Source organism: Undibacterium sp. JH2W (assembly GCF_049340425.1).
In the GTDB taxonomy this organism is placed as follows: Bacteria; Pseudomonadota; Gammaproteobacteria; order Burkholderiales; family Burkholderiaceae_D; genus Undibacterium.
On record NZ_JBMPOT010000014.1, the window covers coordinates 127,903 to 145,090 of the forward strand.

15 protein-coding genes are annotated in these 17,188 nt (G+C 49.2%); 13 read left to right on the top strand and 2 right to left on the bottom strand.

The window, feature by feature from the left end:
• Positions 1 to 251 precede the first annotated feature (251 nt).
• Complete coding sequence (locus ACO0LC_RS21200) at positions 252 to 806, bottom strand: glycine zipper 2TM domain-containing protein (protein ID WP_423006803.1); 555 nt, start codon at positions 804 to 806, stop codon at positions 252 to 254.
• Between the two features lie 289 nt (positions 807 to 1,095).
• On the opposite strand from ACO0LC_RS21200, the gene ACO0LC_RS21205 reads away from it, so the two are divergent.
• The 10 genes from ACO0LC_RS21205 to metW all read left to right on the top strand — a co-directional run bounded on the left by ACO0LC_RS21205 (position 1,096) and on the right by metW (position 10,087).
• Positions 1,096 to 1,485 carry an MAPEG family protein gene (locus tag ACO0LC_RS21205; protein ID WP_423006805.1) on the top strand — a complete coding sequence of 130 codons (390 nt, stop codon included), beginning with the start codon at positions 1,096 to 1,098 and terminating at the stop codon, positions 1,483 to 1,485.
• A complete protein-coding gene (locus ACO0LC_RS21210; protein WP_423006807.1) occupies positions 1,482 to 2,510 on the top strand; it encodes an AI-2E family transporter in 1,029 nt (342 codons plus the stop codon). The genes ACO0LC_RS21205 and ACO0LC_RS21210 overlap by 4 nt, the downstream gene beginning before the upstream one ends.
• Before the next feature lie 41 nt (positions 2,511 to 2,551).
• Positions 2,552 to 2,854 carry an antibiotic biosynthesis monooxygenase family protein gene (locus tag ACO0LC_RS21215; protein WP_423006809.1) on the top strand — a complete coding sequence of 101 codons (303 nt, stop codon included), beginning with the start codon at positions 2,552 to 2,554 and terminating at the stop codon, positions 2,852 to 2,854.
• 133 nt (positions 2,855 to 2,987) lie between these two features.
• Positions 2,988 to 4,286, top strand: a complete 1,299-nt coding sequence (gene gshA, locus ACO0LC_RS21220; RefSeq protein WP_423006811.1) for a glutamate--cysteine ligase — start codon at positions 2,988 to 2,990, stop codon at positions 4,284 to 4,286.
• Positions 4,287 to 4,318: 32 nt separating this feature from the next.
• Positions 4,319 to 5,263, top strand: a complete 945-nt coding sequence (gene gshB / locus ACO0LC_RS21225; protein ID WP_423006813.1) for a glutathione synthase — start codon at positions 4,319 to 4,321, stop codon at positions 5,261 to 5,263.
• 91 nt (positions 5,264 to 5,354) lie between these two features.
• Complete coding sequence (locus ACO0LC_RS21230; RefSeq protein ID WP_186955866.1) at positions 5,355 to 5,762, top strand: PTS sugar transporter subunit IIA; 408 nt, start codon at positions 5,355 to 5,357, stop codon at positions 5,760 to 5,762.
• Between the two features lie 19 nt (positions 5,763 to 5,781).
• Positions 5,782 to 6,051 carry an HPr family phosphocarrier protein gene (locus tag ACO0LC_RS21235; RefSeq protein ID WP_110257606.1) on the top strand — a complete coding sequence of 90 codons (270 nt, stop codon included), beginning with the start codon at positions 5,782 to 5,784 and terminating at the stop codon, positions 6,049 to 6,051.
• 279 nt (positions 6,052 to 6,330) lie between these two features.
• On the top strand, positions 6,331 to 8,097 hold the full coding sequence (gene ptsP / locus ACO0LC_RS21240; RefSeq protein ID WP_423006816.1) for a phosphoenolpyruvate--protein phosphotransferase: 1,767 nt from the start codon (positions 6,331 to 6,333) through the stop codon (positions 8,095 to 8,097).
• A 227-nt stretch (positions 8,098 to 8,324) separates the two neighbouring features.
• Complete coding sequence (metX, locus tag ACO0LC_RS21245; RefSeq protein ID WP_423006818.1) at positions 8,325 to 9,488, top strand: homoserine O-succinyltransferase MetX; 1,164 nt, start codon at positions 8,325 to 8,327, stop codon at positions 9,486 to 9,488.
• A complete protein-coding gene (gene metW, locus ACO0LC_RS21250) occupies positions 9,485 to 10,087 on the top strand; it encodes a methionine biosynthesis protein MetW (protein ID WP_423006820.1) in 603 nt (200 codons plus the stop codon). The genes metX and metW overlap by 4 nt, the downstream gene beginning before the upstream one ends.
• Here metW and ACO0LC_RS21255 read toward each other — a convergent pair.
• Entirely contained in the window at positions 10,046 to 11,209 is a 1,164-nt protein-coding gene (locus ACO0LC_RS21255; protein ID WP_423006822.1) for an acyltransferase family protein, read from the bottom strand. The two genes, metW and ACO0LC_RS21255, sit on opposite strands and share 42 nt — an antisense overlap.
• 288 nt (positions 11,210 to 11,497) lie before the next feature.
• Between ACO0LC_RS21255 and ACO0LC_RS21260 the strand changes: the two genes are divergently transcribed.
• The 3 genes from ACO0LC_RS21260 (at position 11,498) to ACO0LC_RS21270 (ending at position 17,160) form a co-directional block, all read left to right on the top strand.
• Positions 11,498 to 12,400, top strand: a complete 903-nt coding sequence (locus tag ACO0LC_RS21260; RefSeq protein WP_423006824.1) for a M48 family metallopeptidase — start codon at positions 11,498 to 11,500, stop codon at positions 12,398 to 12,400.
• 531 nt (positions 12,401 to 12,931) lie between these two features.
• On the top strand, positions 12,932 to 15,346 hold the full coding sequence (locus tag ACO0LC_RS21265; RefSeq protein ID WP_423006826.1) for a TonB-dependent receptor: 2,415 nt from the start codon (positions 12,932 to 12,934) through the stop codon (positions 15,344 to 15,346).
• 122 nt (positions 15,347 to 15,468) lie between these two features.
• Positions 15,469 to 17,160 (top strand): bifunctional metallophosphatase/5'-nucleotidase, encoded by a 1,692-nt coding sequence (locus tag ACO0LC_RS21270; RefSeq protein ID WP_423006828.1) that lies wholly within the window; start codon positions 15,469 to 15,471, stop codon positions 17,158 to 17,160.
• Positions 17,161 to 17,188 lie beyond the last annotated feature (28 nt).

Sequence of the window (17,188 nt, forward strand, 5' to 3'; positions counted from 1 at the left end):
AGGTTTGCCGCAAGATAATACTATAAACCTATGCAAATTCTGGTCAATTTGACGGAAAACACATGTCAATGCGCAGTTTCTACTGATTTTCTTCGTGTATTTGTGTTCGCATATGCTGGCAAAATACCTGCATGGCATGATGTATTAGACAGCGTGGCAGGATTTTGAGTAATGCGCAGGGATTTTTTCAGTTTTTAGATAAAAAATGCCGCTGGAAGCGGCATTTGCAGGGGAGACGGAGCTTGGTTATATCAAGGACGTGGCGTCAATGACACATGAATACGCAGGCGTGAACCTGGGTCATAGGGCATGATGGAAGTATAAGTACGGTTGTGGTATTCATAAGTTACGGCATAGCCATTGTTACGGGTTTCCCAACTGTCAATATTGCGGCACTGGCGTACAGGGCGGCTTTCATAGACAGGCTGGTTATTATAATTGTTGCTGTTATTGCCATTGTTATCTACACGGTCACCAACGATCGCGCCAGTGACTGCACCGACAGCAGCCGCAGCAATACGGCCATTCCCGCCACCAACCTGGCTACCCAGCAAGCCACCGGCCAGGCCACCTATGATGGCGCCGCCATTGCTGCGTTCTGCCTGCTGTTGGCGCGGGTAATTACGCTGGCTGGTTTCATATTCGGTACGGCATTCCTGGCGCGGTACATTCACTTGCTCAACTTGCGGGGTGACGCTGACTACGCGGGCATAATCTTCATAGTCTGCCGCATAGGCAGCAGGAATTGCAGCGGCAAATGCCAGCAAGGACGCAGCCTTGGAAAAATTTTGGAATGACAATTTCATGTTTTTACCTCTTTCAATATGGATCATGCGATAAACATAACCCAGGCCTCTGGTTTACATTCGACAAAAACGGGCGCTTGGGTTCTGAGTATTTTTGTATCTGTCCTGTGATAGTGTGTGTGTATGCGCACTTATATGTATTAGTGTGTATATAACGCCTGTGCCTGGAAAAAAGAAGACATGAAAATGTAAGTGTCTGTTTCAGTGTACTTTTGGTACTCTATTCTTGTACTTTTCATCATCAGCCTCACTTAGGGCTTTCAAGCCCCTCATCTCTACTGGAGAATTTATGCACTTGCAATGGACATCCTGGCTGACACTTGCCGTACTCTGCATGTATATCTGGAATGTAATTATAGTTGGCCGCATGCGTAATGTGCATAAGGTGCCAGCACCTGCCATGGATGGCCCCCCTGAATTTTTGCGTGCCATGAGGGTGCAGGCAAATACAGTGGAGCAAATGGTCTTTTTTTTCCCGGCGCTGTGGTTATGCGCGGTCTGGAGTGGTGATATCCCGGCCGCCTTGCTGGGCCTGGTCTGGTTATTTGGGCGCATTATCTATGCCCTGGCTTATCTCAAGGATGCCAGCAAACGGTCTACTGGCTTTTTGATCTCTTCCCTGGCAGCAATTGCCTTGATGTTGGGCGCAATTGTGGGCTTGAGTGGGGTGTTGAAATGAAGGAGAAGTCACTCATTACCAGCCAGGCACTGACGCCATCTGTATATGCTTCTTATATTCTCATGGGCATTGCGCTGTTGCTGGTGTTAAAAGCAGGTTTGCTGGTGGCCTTGTTTTCCGGTTTGCTGGTGTTTTCCATCATCCATGTATTGGCACCGGCGATTGCTCTACGCTTCAAGCACAAGCAACCACGCATGATAGCCGTGGTTTTTTTATCCTTTTTGCTGATTATCGGGCTTATCATCATAGGCTGGGCAATTCATGCTTTCTTGCGCAGTGATACCGGCAACTTGCAAAGCCTGCTGCAAAAACTGGCGGATATTATCGAAACTTCGCGTCATCAATTGCCAGAGTGGGTGAGTACCAACTTGCCAGAGGATGTTGAAGCACTAAGAGAAATGATGACGCACTGGTTGCGCGAACATGCTGGCGAGGCGAAACAGATAGTGCCAGAGGCGGGTCACCTGATCGTGCACTTATTACTTGGCATGATCATAGGCAGTATGATCGCCCTCAGGGATGCCACTGGCGATAGTAATCACAAGCCCTTTGCTGCAGCCATGCAGAACCGTATCAGCAACCTGGGTCAGATTTTTCATAAAATCGTCTTTGCCCAAGTACAGATTTCCCTGATTAATACTGTATTTACGGCGATTTACCTGGCTGCCATCCTGCCTATGGCAGGAGTACACTTACCCCTGACCAAGACCATGATCGCCATTACTTTCCTGGCGGGTTTGATACCGGTGGCAGGTAATATCATTTCCAATTCCGTCATCGTGATTGTTGGTTTATCACAATCCCTGAATGTGGCGATTGCCTCGCTGGTATTCATGATAGTGATCCATAAGGCAGAATACTTTTTGAATGCACGCATCATAGGTGCGCAGGTGAATGCCAAAGCCTGGGAGTTGCTGACTGCCATCCTGGTCATGGAAACCCTGTTTGGTGTCCCCGGCGTCGTTGCCGCTCCTGTGTTTTATGCTTATATCAAGAAAGAACTAAGTGACCGGGGTCTGGTGTAAATAAAGAGCGCAATAAATTTTCTATTATCAAGGACTTAAATATGATTTTGGAGTTAGCAGATATACGCATACAAGTCGGCAAGCAAGCCGAATTTGATATCGCCATACAGCGTGGTCTTGACGAAGTGATACGCCATGCCCAGGGTTTTCTTGGTTTCAAGGTGCAAAAGGGGATAGAGTCGCCAGAACGTTACCTGCTCATGATTTATTGGGCAACGCTGGAAAACCATACTGTAGATTTTCGTGAGTCAGCGGCATTTGCCGATTGGCGCGCCATCGTCGGTCCCTATTTTGCCAGCGCCCCTGTGGTTGAACATTTTGAGCTTTTAGCCAAGTCGGACTGATTTTTTTGTGTAGCCTGGGATAATTCCGACTTGATTACCGGGATTTCATCCCAAGCTTATCAAGTCATGATTTGCCTGTGGCGCTGAGGTCGGCGTTCATTTTTGGCAATAGCTTGCTCTCCAAAAGGTCTTTATGGTTCCGCATCTCGTCACCGCTCTCAACGGCCCCCTGCTCGATCTTGAAAAAAAGATACTCGAAGCGACACCTGCGATAGAGCGCTGGTTCCGCCTTGAATGGCAGGAACATACCCCGCCATTTTATTGCTCTGTCGATTTGCGCAATGCCGGTTTCAAGCTGGCACCTGTCGATACCAATTTATTCCCTGGCGGTTTTAATAACCTGGCATCAGAGATGCTGCCACTGGCCGTGCAAGCGGCAATGGCGGCGATAGAAAAATATTGCCCGGATGCTAAAAATCTCCTGCTCATTCCCGAGAGCCATACGCGTAACGTGTTTTATTTGCAAAACATTGCCCGCATGATGCAGATCTTCCGCCAGACAGGCTTGAATGTGCGTCTGGGTTCGCTGTCAGCAGATATCACTGAACCAACACCGATAGATTTGCCGGATGGCAGCCAGTTGATACTGGAGCCGCTGGAGCGCTCCGCCAATGGCCGCCGCCTGGGCCTGAAGAATTTCGACCCCTGCACCATCTTGCTCAACAATGATTTGTCGGCAGGCATACCAGCAATACTGGAAGAGCTCAATGAGCAAACTTTGCTGCCGCCCTTGCATGCTGGCTGGGCCTTGCGCCGCAAGAGCAATCACTTCCATGCCTATGATGAAGTAGTCAAGAAATTCGCCAAGATGGTGGATATCGACCCCTGGATGCTGAACCCCTTCTTTATCAAGTGTAAGGATGTCAATTTCCATGACCGCAGCGGTGAAGATACGCTGGTGGCCGCGGTGGATACCATACTCGCCAAGATACGCAAGAAATATAAGGAATACGGCATCAAGGAAAAACCCTTTGTCATCGTCAAGGCCGATGCCGGTACTTATGGCATGGGCATCATGACAGTGCATGATTCCAGCGAAGTGCGTGACCTCAACCGCAAACAACGCAATAAGATGTCTGTCATCAAGGATGGCATGGAAGTCAGGGACGTTATTGTTCAGGAAGGTGTGTATTCCTTCGAGCAAATCAATGAATCCGTGGCCGAGCCTGTGGTCTACATGATAGACCGTTATGTAGTCGGCGGTTTCTACCGCGTGCATGAAGACCGTGGCGTTGATGAAAACCTCAATGCACCCGGTATGCACTTCGTACCGCTGGCCTTTGCCCAGCAACATGCCGTACCTGACATGAAGGCAAAACCGGGCACGGCAGCACCAAATCGATTTTACATGTATGGTGTAGTGGCGCGCCTGGCTTTGCTGGCAGCGGCACTGGAACTGGAAAAGACTGATCCAAATCCTGAGGTTTATTGATTATTATTTAGCCAAGAATATTGAGCACATCCATGAAAATCGCTTTCCTGACCGACCCGCTGACGCAATTCAAGACGTATAAGGATTCTACTTACGCCATGATGGTGGAGGCAGGCAAGCGTGGTTATGCGATCTATGCCTTCGGTCCGGAAGACATGGCGCTGGAAAGTGGCAAGGTGATTGCCAATATCAGTCGCATCACCCTGACCGGAGATAGTCAGGACTGGTTCCGTCTGTCTGAGCCTGAGTCACTGGCTCTGAGTGCCTTTGATGCCGTCCTGCAACGCAAAGACCCGCCATTTGATATGGAATATATCTACGCGACTTATTTGCTGGAACTGGCCGAGCAACAGGGTGCGCGGGTATTCAATAAACCGGCCGCCATCCGCAATCATAATGAAAAGCTCAGCATCGCCCAGTTCAGCCAGTTTACGGCACCGACCCTGGTGACGCGCGATGAGCAACGCATACGCGGCTTCCACAAGGAACATCAGGACATCATCCTCAAGCCACTCGATGGCATGGGTGGCACAGGTATTTTCCGCATCCGTGAAGATGGCATGAACCTGGGGTCTGTGATTGAGACTTTGACGGTCAATGGCAGCCGTACCATCATGGTGCAGCGCTATATCCCGGAGATTGTCCATGGTGACAAAAGGATATTGCTGATCGGTGGCAAGGTCGTACCATTTGCCCTGGCACGTATTCCGCAAAATGGCGAAGTCAGAGGTAATCTGGCTGCGGGTGGCTTGGGTGTGGCGCAGGAATTGTCGGTCCGCGATCTTGAGATTGCGCAGACTTTGGCTCCTGAACTTTATCAAAGAGGCCTGTTACTGGTAGGATTAGATGTAATTGGCAGGAACTTGACTGAAGTCAACGTGACCAGTCCTACCTGCTTCCAGGAAATTACCCAGCAAAAAGGCTTCAATGTTGCTGGCATGTTTATTGATGCTCTGGAAACAGCAATTGCAGCGTAAATTCGCAGCTTGAATTTACGCTTAGCGTTCGCAGATTACATAAATGAAAGATGGCGACCGGCGCTGGCCGCCAAAAGAGAGTTAAAGAACGATGGTTGGCATACTTTTAATGACGCATGCACCTCTGGGCACGGCTTTTATGCAGGCTGCTGCCCACGTATTTCGTGGCATGCCCGAGCGCTTTGAAGCGATAGATGTCATCGCCGACCAGAATATTGATGAAGTCAATCGCCTGGCGCGTGAAGCCGTGCAGCGCCTGGACGATGGCTCCGGTGTGCTGGTCATCACTGATGTCATGGGCGGTACGCCTTCGAATTGCTGCAGGCAACTGGGTGACCCTGACCGGGTGGCGATCATTGCCGGCATCAGCCTGCCCATGTTATTGCGGGCGATAACTTATCGTAGTGATGTGCTGGATGTTGTGGTGGAGATGGCATTGGCCGGTGGTCAGAATGGTGCCATTCGCCTCGATAATCGTGTGCGTCTGTCACCAGGTTAAAAAAGAAAGAAAGTGAAGCATGATCCAACAAGAAATTGAAATCATCAACAAGCTGGGTTTGCATGCACGTGCATCGGCAAAATTTACCCAGACTGCCAGTAAATTCAAGGCAGAAGTATGGCTGACCCGCAATAGTCGTCGCGTCAATGGCAAGTCCATCATGGGTGTCATGATGCTGGCAGCAGGCAAGGGTAGCAAAGTTTTATTGGAGACTGATGGCGCAGATGAGCAAGCCTGTTTCGATGCTATACAAGCGCTGATCAATGACAAGTTTGGTGAGGGTGAATAAGCCTCGCTTTAAGCCTCGCTGGTGATGATTTGTAAGGCGATTTCATAGTCGAAACAAATGGCAACATTTTTCTGATTGTCGTTTTTACTCTATTCAGTTACCTTGTGCTGCTTTGATTTGCTAAAACATTTGCAGTAAATCCTGCGACAAATCCGGCAACAAAATATTCATGCACTGGCGGCATCAGGTCTTAGCCTTAGCGCTACGTCTGTACAAGAGAATGAAGACAGGGCGGCAAGATGATAGCGCCCGGAAATTAAGCATTTTGGGGGACACAGCATGGCATCTTTTACACTGCAAGGCATCCCCGTTTCACGCGGTATCGCCATCGGACGCGCCCATTTGCTGCGGCCGGCTGCGCTGGATGTACAACATTATTTGGTAGGGCAAGAGCAGATCGAAGCCGAAGTGCAGAGATTGCAATTAGCCATTGCCCAGGTACATAAAGAATTACAGGCTATCTGGTCGGATTTGCCTGCTGATGCGCCAACTGAACTTGGCGCTTTCATCGACGTTCATGTGCTGATCCTGTCCGACCCCATGATCTCGGAAGCACCACTCGATATCATCCGCACCCGTCACTACAATGCCGAATGGGCACTGGTCAGCCAGATCGATGAATTATCTGCCCAGTTCGATGAAATCGAAGATGATTACCTGCGTGAACGCAAGGCGGATATCCAGCAAGTCGCTGAGCGCGTACTCAAGGTCTTGACAGGTACGGCTGGTAGTGCAGTGCGCTCGGAAGGCATAGATGAACGCAATGCCAATATGATCGTCGTCGCCAGGGATATCTCTCCGGCTGACATGATGCAATTCCGTGATGTGGCTTTTACCGGTTTTGTCACAGATGAGGGGGGACACAATTCCCATACTGCCATCGTCTCACGCAGCCTGGGGATACCGGCTGTGGTCGGCATGGGCAATGCATCACGCCTGATAGAGCAGGATGACTGGCTCATTATCGACAGTGATGCTGGTGTCGTCATCGTTGCGCCTAGCAGTCTGGTACTCGAACAATATCGCGAACGTCAGGTGATATTGGCCAAGGCCAGGAAAAAACTCCACAAACTCAAGAAGACACCAGCAATTACCCAGGATGGTGTCGAAATCACTTTGCTGGCAAATATAGAATTGCCACAAGACGCCGCCCATGCACTGGAAGCTGGCGCCAGCGGAGTAGGTTTGTTCCGTTCAGAATTTTTGTTCATGGAAAGCAGTGGCCAGCAACACAAGCTGCCTACAGAAGAAGAACAGTTTGAAGCCTACCGCACTGCCGTGCAAGGCATGAAGGGCAGGCCAGTGACGATACGCACACTCGATGTCGGTGCCGACAAACCACTGGATACGACAGAACACAATATCCTCAATCCCGCACTGGGTTTGCGGGCCATACGCTATTGCCTGGCGGAGCCGCAATTATTTCTGACACAATTGCGCGCGATTTTGCGAGCTTCGGCTTTTGGCAAGGTCAAGATCCTGATACCGATGATGGCCCATGGCTTTGAGATAGACCAGACTCTGGCCATGATAGAACAGGCCAAGACCGAGTTGCGCAAAGAGGGTAAGGATTTTGATGCAGGGATCGCTATCGGTGCCATGATAGAAATCCCGGCGGCGGCCTTGTCGCTGCCCATGTTTGTCAAAAAACTCGATTTCCTCTCTGTTGGTACCAATGACCTGATCCAATACACGCTGGCCATCGACAGGGCAGATCATGAGGTTGCCCATTTGTACGACGATTTGCATCCGGCTATTTTGCAACTCTTGCAAATGATTATTACGGCGGGTGAAAGGGCTGGTATACCGGTTTCCATCTGCGGTGGCATGGCGGGTGATATACGCCTGACACGCTTGCTGGCGGGCATGGGCTTTCGTGAATTATCCATGCCAGCAGCGTTGTTGCCAGAAATTAAACAAGAGATTTTGAATACCCGACTTGATGCCTTGCAAGGTCATGTAAAAAAAATCTTGCGCAGTTATGATTCAGCGACCATCCGCGAAACCCTGGCGGCCATGGGGGCGCAGTCGCCCACATTACATTAAAATTGCTACTGTATGGGCGCCGGGGTTTGACCTCGGTGCCAGACTTGGTTTATCCTTCAACTATTGCGCCGATTTGAAAATCAGCTTGCGGGCGCGGTTCGGAAAACATCCCGAATGATAAATACGGCTAAAGCGAGCTTGAATGCAGCTTCCCCTTCCCACATTCAGCCCACCTTTTAGCCTTCCTGAGTTTTTTGATAACGGGTTAAATCCCGATGGAAGAGTGTATGTCATCCTTACCTGGATCAGTTGGCATCGTCACGCCACAAGCGTTTCTATTCGATGAGCCTTTGGCCCTGCAAAACGGCACCTCGATTGCAGGCTACACCCTGATGGTGGAAACCTATGGCAGTCTGAATGCCGATAAATCCAATGCAGTCCTGATCTGCCATGCCCTGAATGCCTCGCACCATGTGGCCGGCGTGTATGCAGACCAGCCCAAGAACGTAGGCTGGTGGGATAATATGGTGGGACCAGGCAAGCCAGTGGATACCAACAAGTTTTTTGTCATCGGCGTTAATAATCTCGGTTCCTGCTTTGGTTCCACCGGCCCCATGCACAACAATCCTGCAACTGGCAAGCCATATGGCGCGGATTTCCCGGTAGTGACAGTGGAAGACTGGGTCAATGCCCAGGCCAGACTGGCAGAGCGTCTGGGTATCACGCAATTTGCCGCCGTCATGGGAGGCTCACTCGGTGGCATGCAGGCGCTGGCCTGGAGTATCTTGTATCCAGATCGTCTGCGTCATTGCGTAGTCGTGGCCTCCACCCCCAAACTCTCGGCACAGAATATTGCCTTCAATGACGTGGCGCGCCAGGCAATTTTGACTGATCCCGATTTTCATGGTGGCGATTTTTATGCCCACAATGTTGTGCCGCGTCGCGGCCTGCGGGTCGCGCGCATGATAGGACATATCACTTATCTTTCCGACGATGACATGGCAGAAAAATTTGGCCGCGACCTCAAAGGCGGCGACTACCAGTTTGGTTATGGCGTGGATTTCGAAATCGAGTCTTATCTGCGCTACCAGGGCGACAAGTTCTCTGATTATTTTGATGCGAATACCTATTTGCTGATCACCAAGGCGCTCGATTATTTTGATCCGGCCCGCCATACCGGCGGTGACCTGGCCAAGGCACTGGCGCAGACCAAGGCCAAGTTCCTGCTCGCCTCTTTCACCACAGACTGGCGTTTTTCACCTGAGCGTAGCCGTGAAATTGTCAAAGCTCTGGTCAGCAATAAACGCACCGTCACTTATGCGGAAATCGATGCGCCGCATGGTCATGATGCTTTCTTGCTGGATGACTCGCGTTACTTGAACCTGATCGCCGCTTACTATCAGCGTATCGATGCAGAATTACAAGCCGCATTATTGGGAGCCGCAGCATGAATTTTTCTGAATTAAACGTCTTGCGACCTGACCTGGCTTTCATTGCGCACTGGATCAAGCCGCAGGCACAAGTACTCGACGTCGGCTGCGGCGATGGCGTCATGCTTGATTATCTGCAAAGCGACAAACAATGCCGTGGTTATGGCATAGAAATCGCCGATGACAAGGTGCTGGCCTGTGCCACTCGTGCCGTCAATGTCATACAACAGGATATGGAAAACGGTCTGGGCATGTTTGAAGACAATGCCTTCGATACCGTCATGTGTTTAAATTCGCTGCAGATGATGAAACATGTCGAACCCTTGCTGCGTGATATCGCCAGGGTAGGGCGCGAAGCGATAGTCTCTTTCCCCAATTTTGGTTACTGGCCGCACCGCGCGGCCTTATTGCGCGGTAAGATGCCAGTGTCAAAATCATTGCCCTATGAATGGTATGACACACCGAATGTACGCTGCGCGACTATCTATGACTTTTCTGACCTGGCCAATGAAGTTGGTTTGGAAGTACTGGAATGCGTGGCCCTGCACGAGGGCCAGCCAGTGACCTGGCTACCCAATTTACGTGGTAGCCTGGCCGTGTTCCGCCTGCGCAAGAAGTAATTCATGCGGCGGTGCAGACAGGCGCGCATTGCGTTGTCGTGTGATTTGCTTGCCGTAGTTGATCGCTGGATTTTCTATCCAGCGATAACTGAGGTAAGAAAACAATATCGTCAAGCTTGCAGATAGCAAGAAAAACAAGTGGGGGTGTGCTTGTATGACGGGCGGCAAGCCTATCCAGAAATAAGTGTATAGCGGGTAAAAAATGACTGGGTGGAACAGATACATGGAGTAGCTGATCTTCCCCAGAAAATTGCCCAGCTTCCCGCGGATTTTGCAGATAGTCGTGGCCAATACAAAGATCGCGATCGCCGTGAATTGCGTCATCGGTGTTTTCAGATACTCGGCCTGTAAGCTCCACATCCGCACGATGTCCTTGCCAGCAAAAGATACATAGGTCAGCGCCAGAATGATGAGCGCATTTTTCCCGGCCGCCTTGTCATCATTGAGCAGCCATTCCCGGTATAAAAGTCCAAAAAACATATAGCCGGTATAACGCATGCAAGAGTAGACATTCCAGTGATAGCCCGAAATATATGGCACGTGGCGTAATACTTCACGCAGTATCAGCAAGCTGAAAAAAAACAGGCTGATGCTTTTTATCGATGTCAGCTTGTTGCGGGTAAACAGGTAAATGCAAGTGATGTAAAACAAGAGTTCCAATGTCAGCGTCCAGTACGATCCTATGATGTTTTCTATGCCGAAAAAGGCATGAAACATCGTGAGGTTGGCAAAGAACATCAGCCAGTTAATCTCATTGCCACCATGCTGGCTGCCAAAACGCCACCAGACAAAAATCAAACCAAGAATGGCGGACAACCAATAAGCTGGATACAGGCGGAAGAACCTGTGTATCACAAAGGTAGAAACCGGTCTCACTGGATAACTGGACAGACTGAAGGGAACCACAAAACCGCTGACCATGAGAAAGATGCAAACGCCCACTTCACCCAGGCCAAGTTGCTTGGTGAAAAAATGGGCTATCCCCGATTCCAGTCCATTCAAGCTGACATTCGGCTGCGCCATCATGGCGAAGTCCACCGTATGCTGGTAAATCACCAGCAAGGCTGCAAAACCGCGAAGAAAATCGATGTGTTGATAACGTTCAGATAAAGGCTGGGTCATGGGATACATGGAGAAATCGATGAAGTAGGCGATTTCCAGATAGGTAAAAGATGTATACGCAAGTATACATGTATTGAATTCAAGAAATATTTATTTTTTATTAATTTAAGTTTACGATTTTGGCCTGTGCACTACAGATTTGGACACTCCACAGGTGAGCACAATTAGTGTGCTGATAGCTGAACTCAAGAACTGAGATAAATTTAAAAAGTGAGAGATCTTTAAAAAGCGCGAGGGGCCGCCATTTTCGGCTTATCATCCTGCATATTATTCCGCTACCTATTTGCCATGAAACTGAGCCACCTTGCGTTTGCAATTTCCAGCCTGTTTGCTATTACTGTTTCCAGTAATGTGCATAGCCGCGAGCAGCAGGAAGGGGTACAAGTAGGTAGTATGTCCATCATGCGCAAGCTGGCACCTACCGGTGCACTGGAAAACCAGGCTGCCACGCAATATGCACAAACCATGCGGTCGGCAGAACAACAGAATGCACTGGGCCCGGCTAACCATCCTCAAGTCATACGCTTGCGTGCGATTGCTGACAAATTGATACCGCATGCGCTGAAATGGAATGAGCGATCAAAGCAATGGAAATGGGAAATCAATCTGATTGCCTCCAAGCAGGTCAATGCCTATTGCATGCCAGGCGGTAAGATCGCCTTTTATTCCGGCATCCTTGATAGCCTGAAGCTGACCGATGATGAAGTTGCTATCGTCATGGGCCATGAAATTGCCCATGCCCTGCGTGAGCATGGAGCCGAGCGTGCCGGCAAGGCCATGGCAGCCAATGTGGGCGTCAAGATCGTGGAATTATGGGCTGGTGCCAAAGGCTATGATCCTCATCTGGCAGGCGGTGTTGCTGGAGGCGTAGCAAAATTCGGTATGCTGGCCTTTTCCCGTGAAGACGAAACTGAAGCAGATATCGTTGGTCTCGATATTGCTGCCAGGGCTGGCTACGATCCACGTGCCGGTGTTGCACTATGGCAAAAAATGGGAATGATCAGCAAAGGTGCACCGCCACAATGGCTGTCCACTCACCCAGCAGGTAAAACCCGTATTGCCGAAATTGAGCGCCATTTTCCAGAAGTGATGCCGCTGTATGCGCGTGCCAAAGGGGTCAGCATCAGTTCGCTCCCACCTTATCAAACCAATGTCAAAGGGATATCTCCCATTGGATATTCGGCAAAATGAGCTTAATACTCACTAAAAAATAGTATTTAAATGACAATTTGTCGCGCAATTGTGACAGAATCTTGTTGTTGAAACCACTTTGTCATCATCCTTTAATAATTGGATGGGACACTCTGCAAGTTCAAAATTTTATGTGTTAGACTATTTTCACATATCAAAATATCTGATCTGCAGACATTTGCCCTGGCAAATTGCTCAAGTTTAAAGATGTCACTAGGAGATAGACGCACTGTAAAAAAGTCCGTCTGTTTTTTGTTTGGAAATAGCAATCGATTGCGTCATTTGATTTAGTTTATTTTTCAAAAAAGCAATCGTTTGCGCAGAAAAATGGCGATGGACGCTATTTCCAGCGTGACATGTCATCGCAGGTGTTTGTTGTGGATTTACAACCAGTTACAAAAAAAAGCCAAAAATTTTGGCAAAAAAGAAGCTGTGAAGGAGATGTCATCAGGCAGTTGCGGTGGCTTGAGATGATAAACGGGGTTTTGCACTAATTTTTATTTCCATTTGTAAAATGATTCGGGAGCTTCAATGAAACAATTAAATAAATCATCCGCATTTCCATCGCGTTTGTCGATGGTTGCAGTTGCATGCCAACTGGTATGCCTGAGCATGTCTTCTGCCTACGCGCAGCAAACAGAATCAACTGAACCTACGGATGCTAATCGCGTCACTATTACCGGCAAAAAAGTTGGTATGGGTTTGATGGTGCAAGAAAATGCGCCAAAAGCACGCAGCACGATCACTGCTGAAGAACTGGCCAAGCAGCGTCCTACAGGCAATGCCTATGAAGCGCTGGAATTGATGCCTGCGGTGAATAGTTTTAACTATGATGCAACAGGTTTGTTCGGTGGCGGCTTGACACTGCGTGGCTTTAACAGCGACCAGATCGGTGCAACCATCAATGGCGTACCAGTTAATGATTCTGGTAGCTTCTCTGTGTTCCCGCAAGAATTCGTCGATCAGGAAAATACCTGTACTCAATTCGTGACCCAGGGTTCGACCGACGTTGACTCTCCACAAATTGGTGCAACTGGTGGTAACTTCGGGATCATCACTTGTGATCCAGCCAAGGAAAAACGTTTCCGCGTCATGCAAACACTGGGTGGCTTGAAACTGTCCAAGACTTATATGCGCTATGACACGGGTTTGTGGAGTGACGGCAAGTCCCGTTTCTTTATCTCTGTGTCTCATGCGCAAGCTGATAAATGGAAGGGTGAAGGCGGCGCGAAGCGTGATCACGTAGACATTGGTTTCCGTACAGATTTCGATAAATTTAATTCCATTAACGGAACAATTTTATACAACCGTGCCGTTAACCAAAACATCAGCACATTCAATCTTGCAGACCTGGCAAAAAATGGTTATTACTATGACTATTCCACTGCATTCATTGGACATGCAGCTGCTACTCCGGGCAAACCTGGATCTGATGCCAATCAGGCCAATGCTGATACTTTCTATCGCTTGACGCAAAATCCGTTTGAGAACGTCATTGCATCTGCAACTGCGAAATTCCGCCTGGGTGAAAATACGGATATCAAAATTGTTCCATATTACTGGTATGGTTATGGTACAGGCGGTGTCCAGCAGCGTTTGCAAGGTGAAAGCTTCTTCCTGAACCCAGCTACGGGCAAAAATACTGCAGGCGTTGACCTGAATGGTGATGGTGACACACAGGACAAAGTTATTGTTGCCAGCAGCAGCGTCACTCGCACAAACCGTCCCGGCATCACAGCGTCGGTTACTCATTCTTTGGATAACCACACCATCCTGGCTGGTTTCTGGGTGGAGCGTGCAGTGCATGAGCAATATGCACCAATGGAGTATGTTGATGCGAGTGGAAATTATGCTGATCCATGGTTTAAAAACGGTCTCCTGACCAGACCAGACGGCTCACTATTCCAGGCTCGTGACTGGAGAACTGTAAGTACTGCATATCAATTCTTCGTGCAAGATACCATTAGTCTTATGAATGACAAGCTGACGTTGAACGTCGGTGTTCGTGCGCCAACGATGAAGCGGGAATTTACTAACTACGCTAATGAAGGTACTTCTAATACGCAAGGTAGTAACGCTAATAACGGTGCGGGCATTACATACAATATTAAGAAAAATTACTCGGAAATTTTGCCGCAACTTGGTGTTAGATATCAAATAGATAATAACAACCAAGTTTTTGCCAGCCTGGCAAAAAATATGAAGGTACCTCCTAACTTCATTTACGCAACAAGTGGTAACGTGTTTGTTGTCAATGGTGTCCCGACTTTCCCAGTGGACGTTAAAGCAGAGACGTCATATAACCTGGACATTGGTTATCGCCTGCAAAGCGACCAATTGACAGGCTCGGCAACTGTTTATGCGGTAGATTTCAGGGATCGTCAGGCAACTGCATTTGATCCTATCTCCAACACCAGCAGTTTGACGAGTATAGGTAGAGTGAAGACCAAAGGCTTTGAACTTGAACTGGGTAATACTCCAGTTAACGGTTGGTCCTTCTATGGCTCTGTAGGCTATGCGAATAGTGAAATTCAGGCAGATTTGCCAGCAAGTAAAACGGCAACTTTACCAACGGCTGGCAAGCAAATGACCTTGACACCAGAATGGAAAGCCGGTATCAGTGCGCAATATGAAACGGCTGTTTGGTATACACGTCTGAAAGCGAAGTACACTGGTAGCCAATGGGCCACTATGACAAACGACGAATTGGTTCCTGGCTACACGTTGCTTGGTTTTGACGCGGGCTATCAATTTCCAAACTCGGGCTGGCTGAAGAAACCTACATTGCGTTTGAGTATCAGTAATCTTACTAACGAAAAATATCGCAATCCGTCCAGCTTCAATGTGACTAATGCCTTGGCGTATGGCACAGCAACGGCAAAATCAGTGTTTTATTATCTGGGCGCACCTCGCTTCACATCGGTCACCTTGTCCGCAGATTTCTAATCTGAAGACATCGTGTGGTGGGATACAAGCCACCACACAGACTTGATTCAGGCCTGCAACAAGTGCTCTTGTTGCAGGCCTTATTCTTTTAAAACTAAGTTTTAAAACTAAGAATACTTCCTATGCAAAAGTTAACATTAATCAGTGCATCATCCATTGCTGCCGTATTGCTGACAGCCTGTGCCAGTACAAGTACGGGCACAACGAACCAGGCGGCAACAATGGATATCACTATCTTCAGCATCAATGATTTTCACGGCAACTTGCAGGCAGACCAGCCTGTGCCGTATATGGCGACTCGTCCGGGTGAGAAAATCGCCGTACCTGCAGGTGGCTATGCCTATTTGACGAGCAAACTCAAAGAACGTCGCCAGGCTGTGGGAAGCAGCATCTTTGTCGGTGCCGGTGATTTGATCGGTGCTTCGCCCATGGGTACGGCACTGCTCAAGGATGAGCCTGTCATCGAAGCCTTGAATCGCCTGGACTTGTCCGTGACAGCAGTCGGCAATCATGAATTTGACAATGGTACGGCTGACCTGATGCGTAAAATCAAGGGGGATTGCCCCTCGACGGGATGTGCCTATGCCGACTTCAAGGGTGCACGCTTTACCTATCTGGGCGCTAACATCCATGAAAAGGGGAGTGTTAAACCCTGGTTGACACCTTATGTGATACGCCAGGTCGGTGATGTCAAGGTAGGCTTTATCGGAGCGGTGACGGCCGATGTGCCCAACCTGGTCGCCGGTGACGCAGTCAAGCATTTGCAATTTGAAGATGAAGCAACGGCCATCAACCGCTATGTGCCAGAACTGCAAAAGCAAGGTGTTGCTGCGATTGTCGTGCTGATACATGAAGGTGCGATCTACAAGGGCGCAGAGAATGATCCCAGCTATCGTTGCGAGGGCTTGCAAGGCCCTATCATAGAAATCACGAAAAAACTCGATAAGGCCATTAGCCTGGTCGTCTCTGGCCATTCGCACCAGGGCTATACCTGCAAGATAGATGGCAGATTGGTAGTGCAGGGACGCAGCTATGGCTCCTTCCTGACTGAGTCGACACTGACGATAGACCGCAAGACCAATCAGGTGATCAATGCAGTCGCTGTCAATCATCTGATAGACCAGCAAGCCTTGCAGGCCGACCCTGCGGCAAAACAGCTGGTGGATCAGGTGGCAGCACAAACTGTGGGCTTGCGCCAGCGTCCCATCGTCAACTTGAACGCACCATTGCTGCGTAATAGTGAAGCAGGTGCGTTTGATAGCAGCCTGGGCAATATCATCGCTGATTCGCAACTGCATCATGGACAGCATGCGGGTGGGGCTGATGTCGCTTTCATGAATGCCGGTGGCATACGTAGTGACCTGCCTTCGGGCAAGGCCACTGGCCCGGTGGCGGTGTCGTATGGTGATTTGTATGCCGTACAGCCATTTGGCAATAACCTGGTACGCATGAAATTATCTGGCGCACAAATCATGACTTTGCTACAGCAACAATGGCTAGGCCGTGAAGTCAATGATCCTAAAAAATTGTTTGTGTCACACACACTGAGCTATAGCTATGACCCGCGTGCAGTCATCAGTGAAAGAGTGAAAGATGTCCAGATCAAGGGCAAGCCACTGGACCTGAACCAGCAATATAGCGTGGTCGTGAATAGCTTCATGGCCGATGGCGGCGATGGTTTTGCGGTACTCAAGCAAGCCCAGGGCAAGGAGTTGATAGGCCGCGACCTGGAGGCTCTTGAAGCTTATGTCCGTGAGCAGGGGAGTAAGTTGACTGAAGTCAAACGTGACCGTGTTAAGCGTTTGCCCGGCTAGTCATGGAAATAAAAAATACCCGTCAATC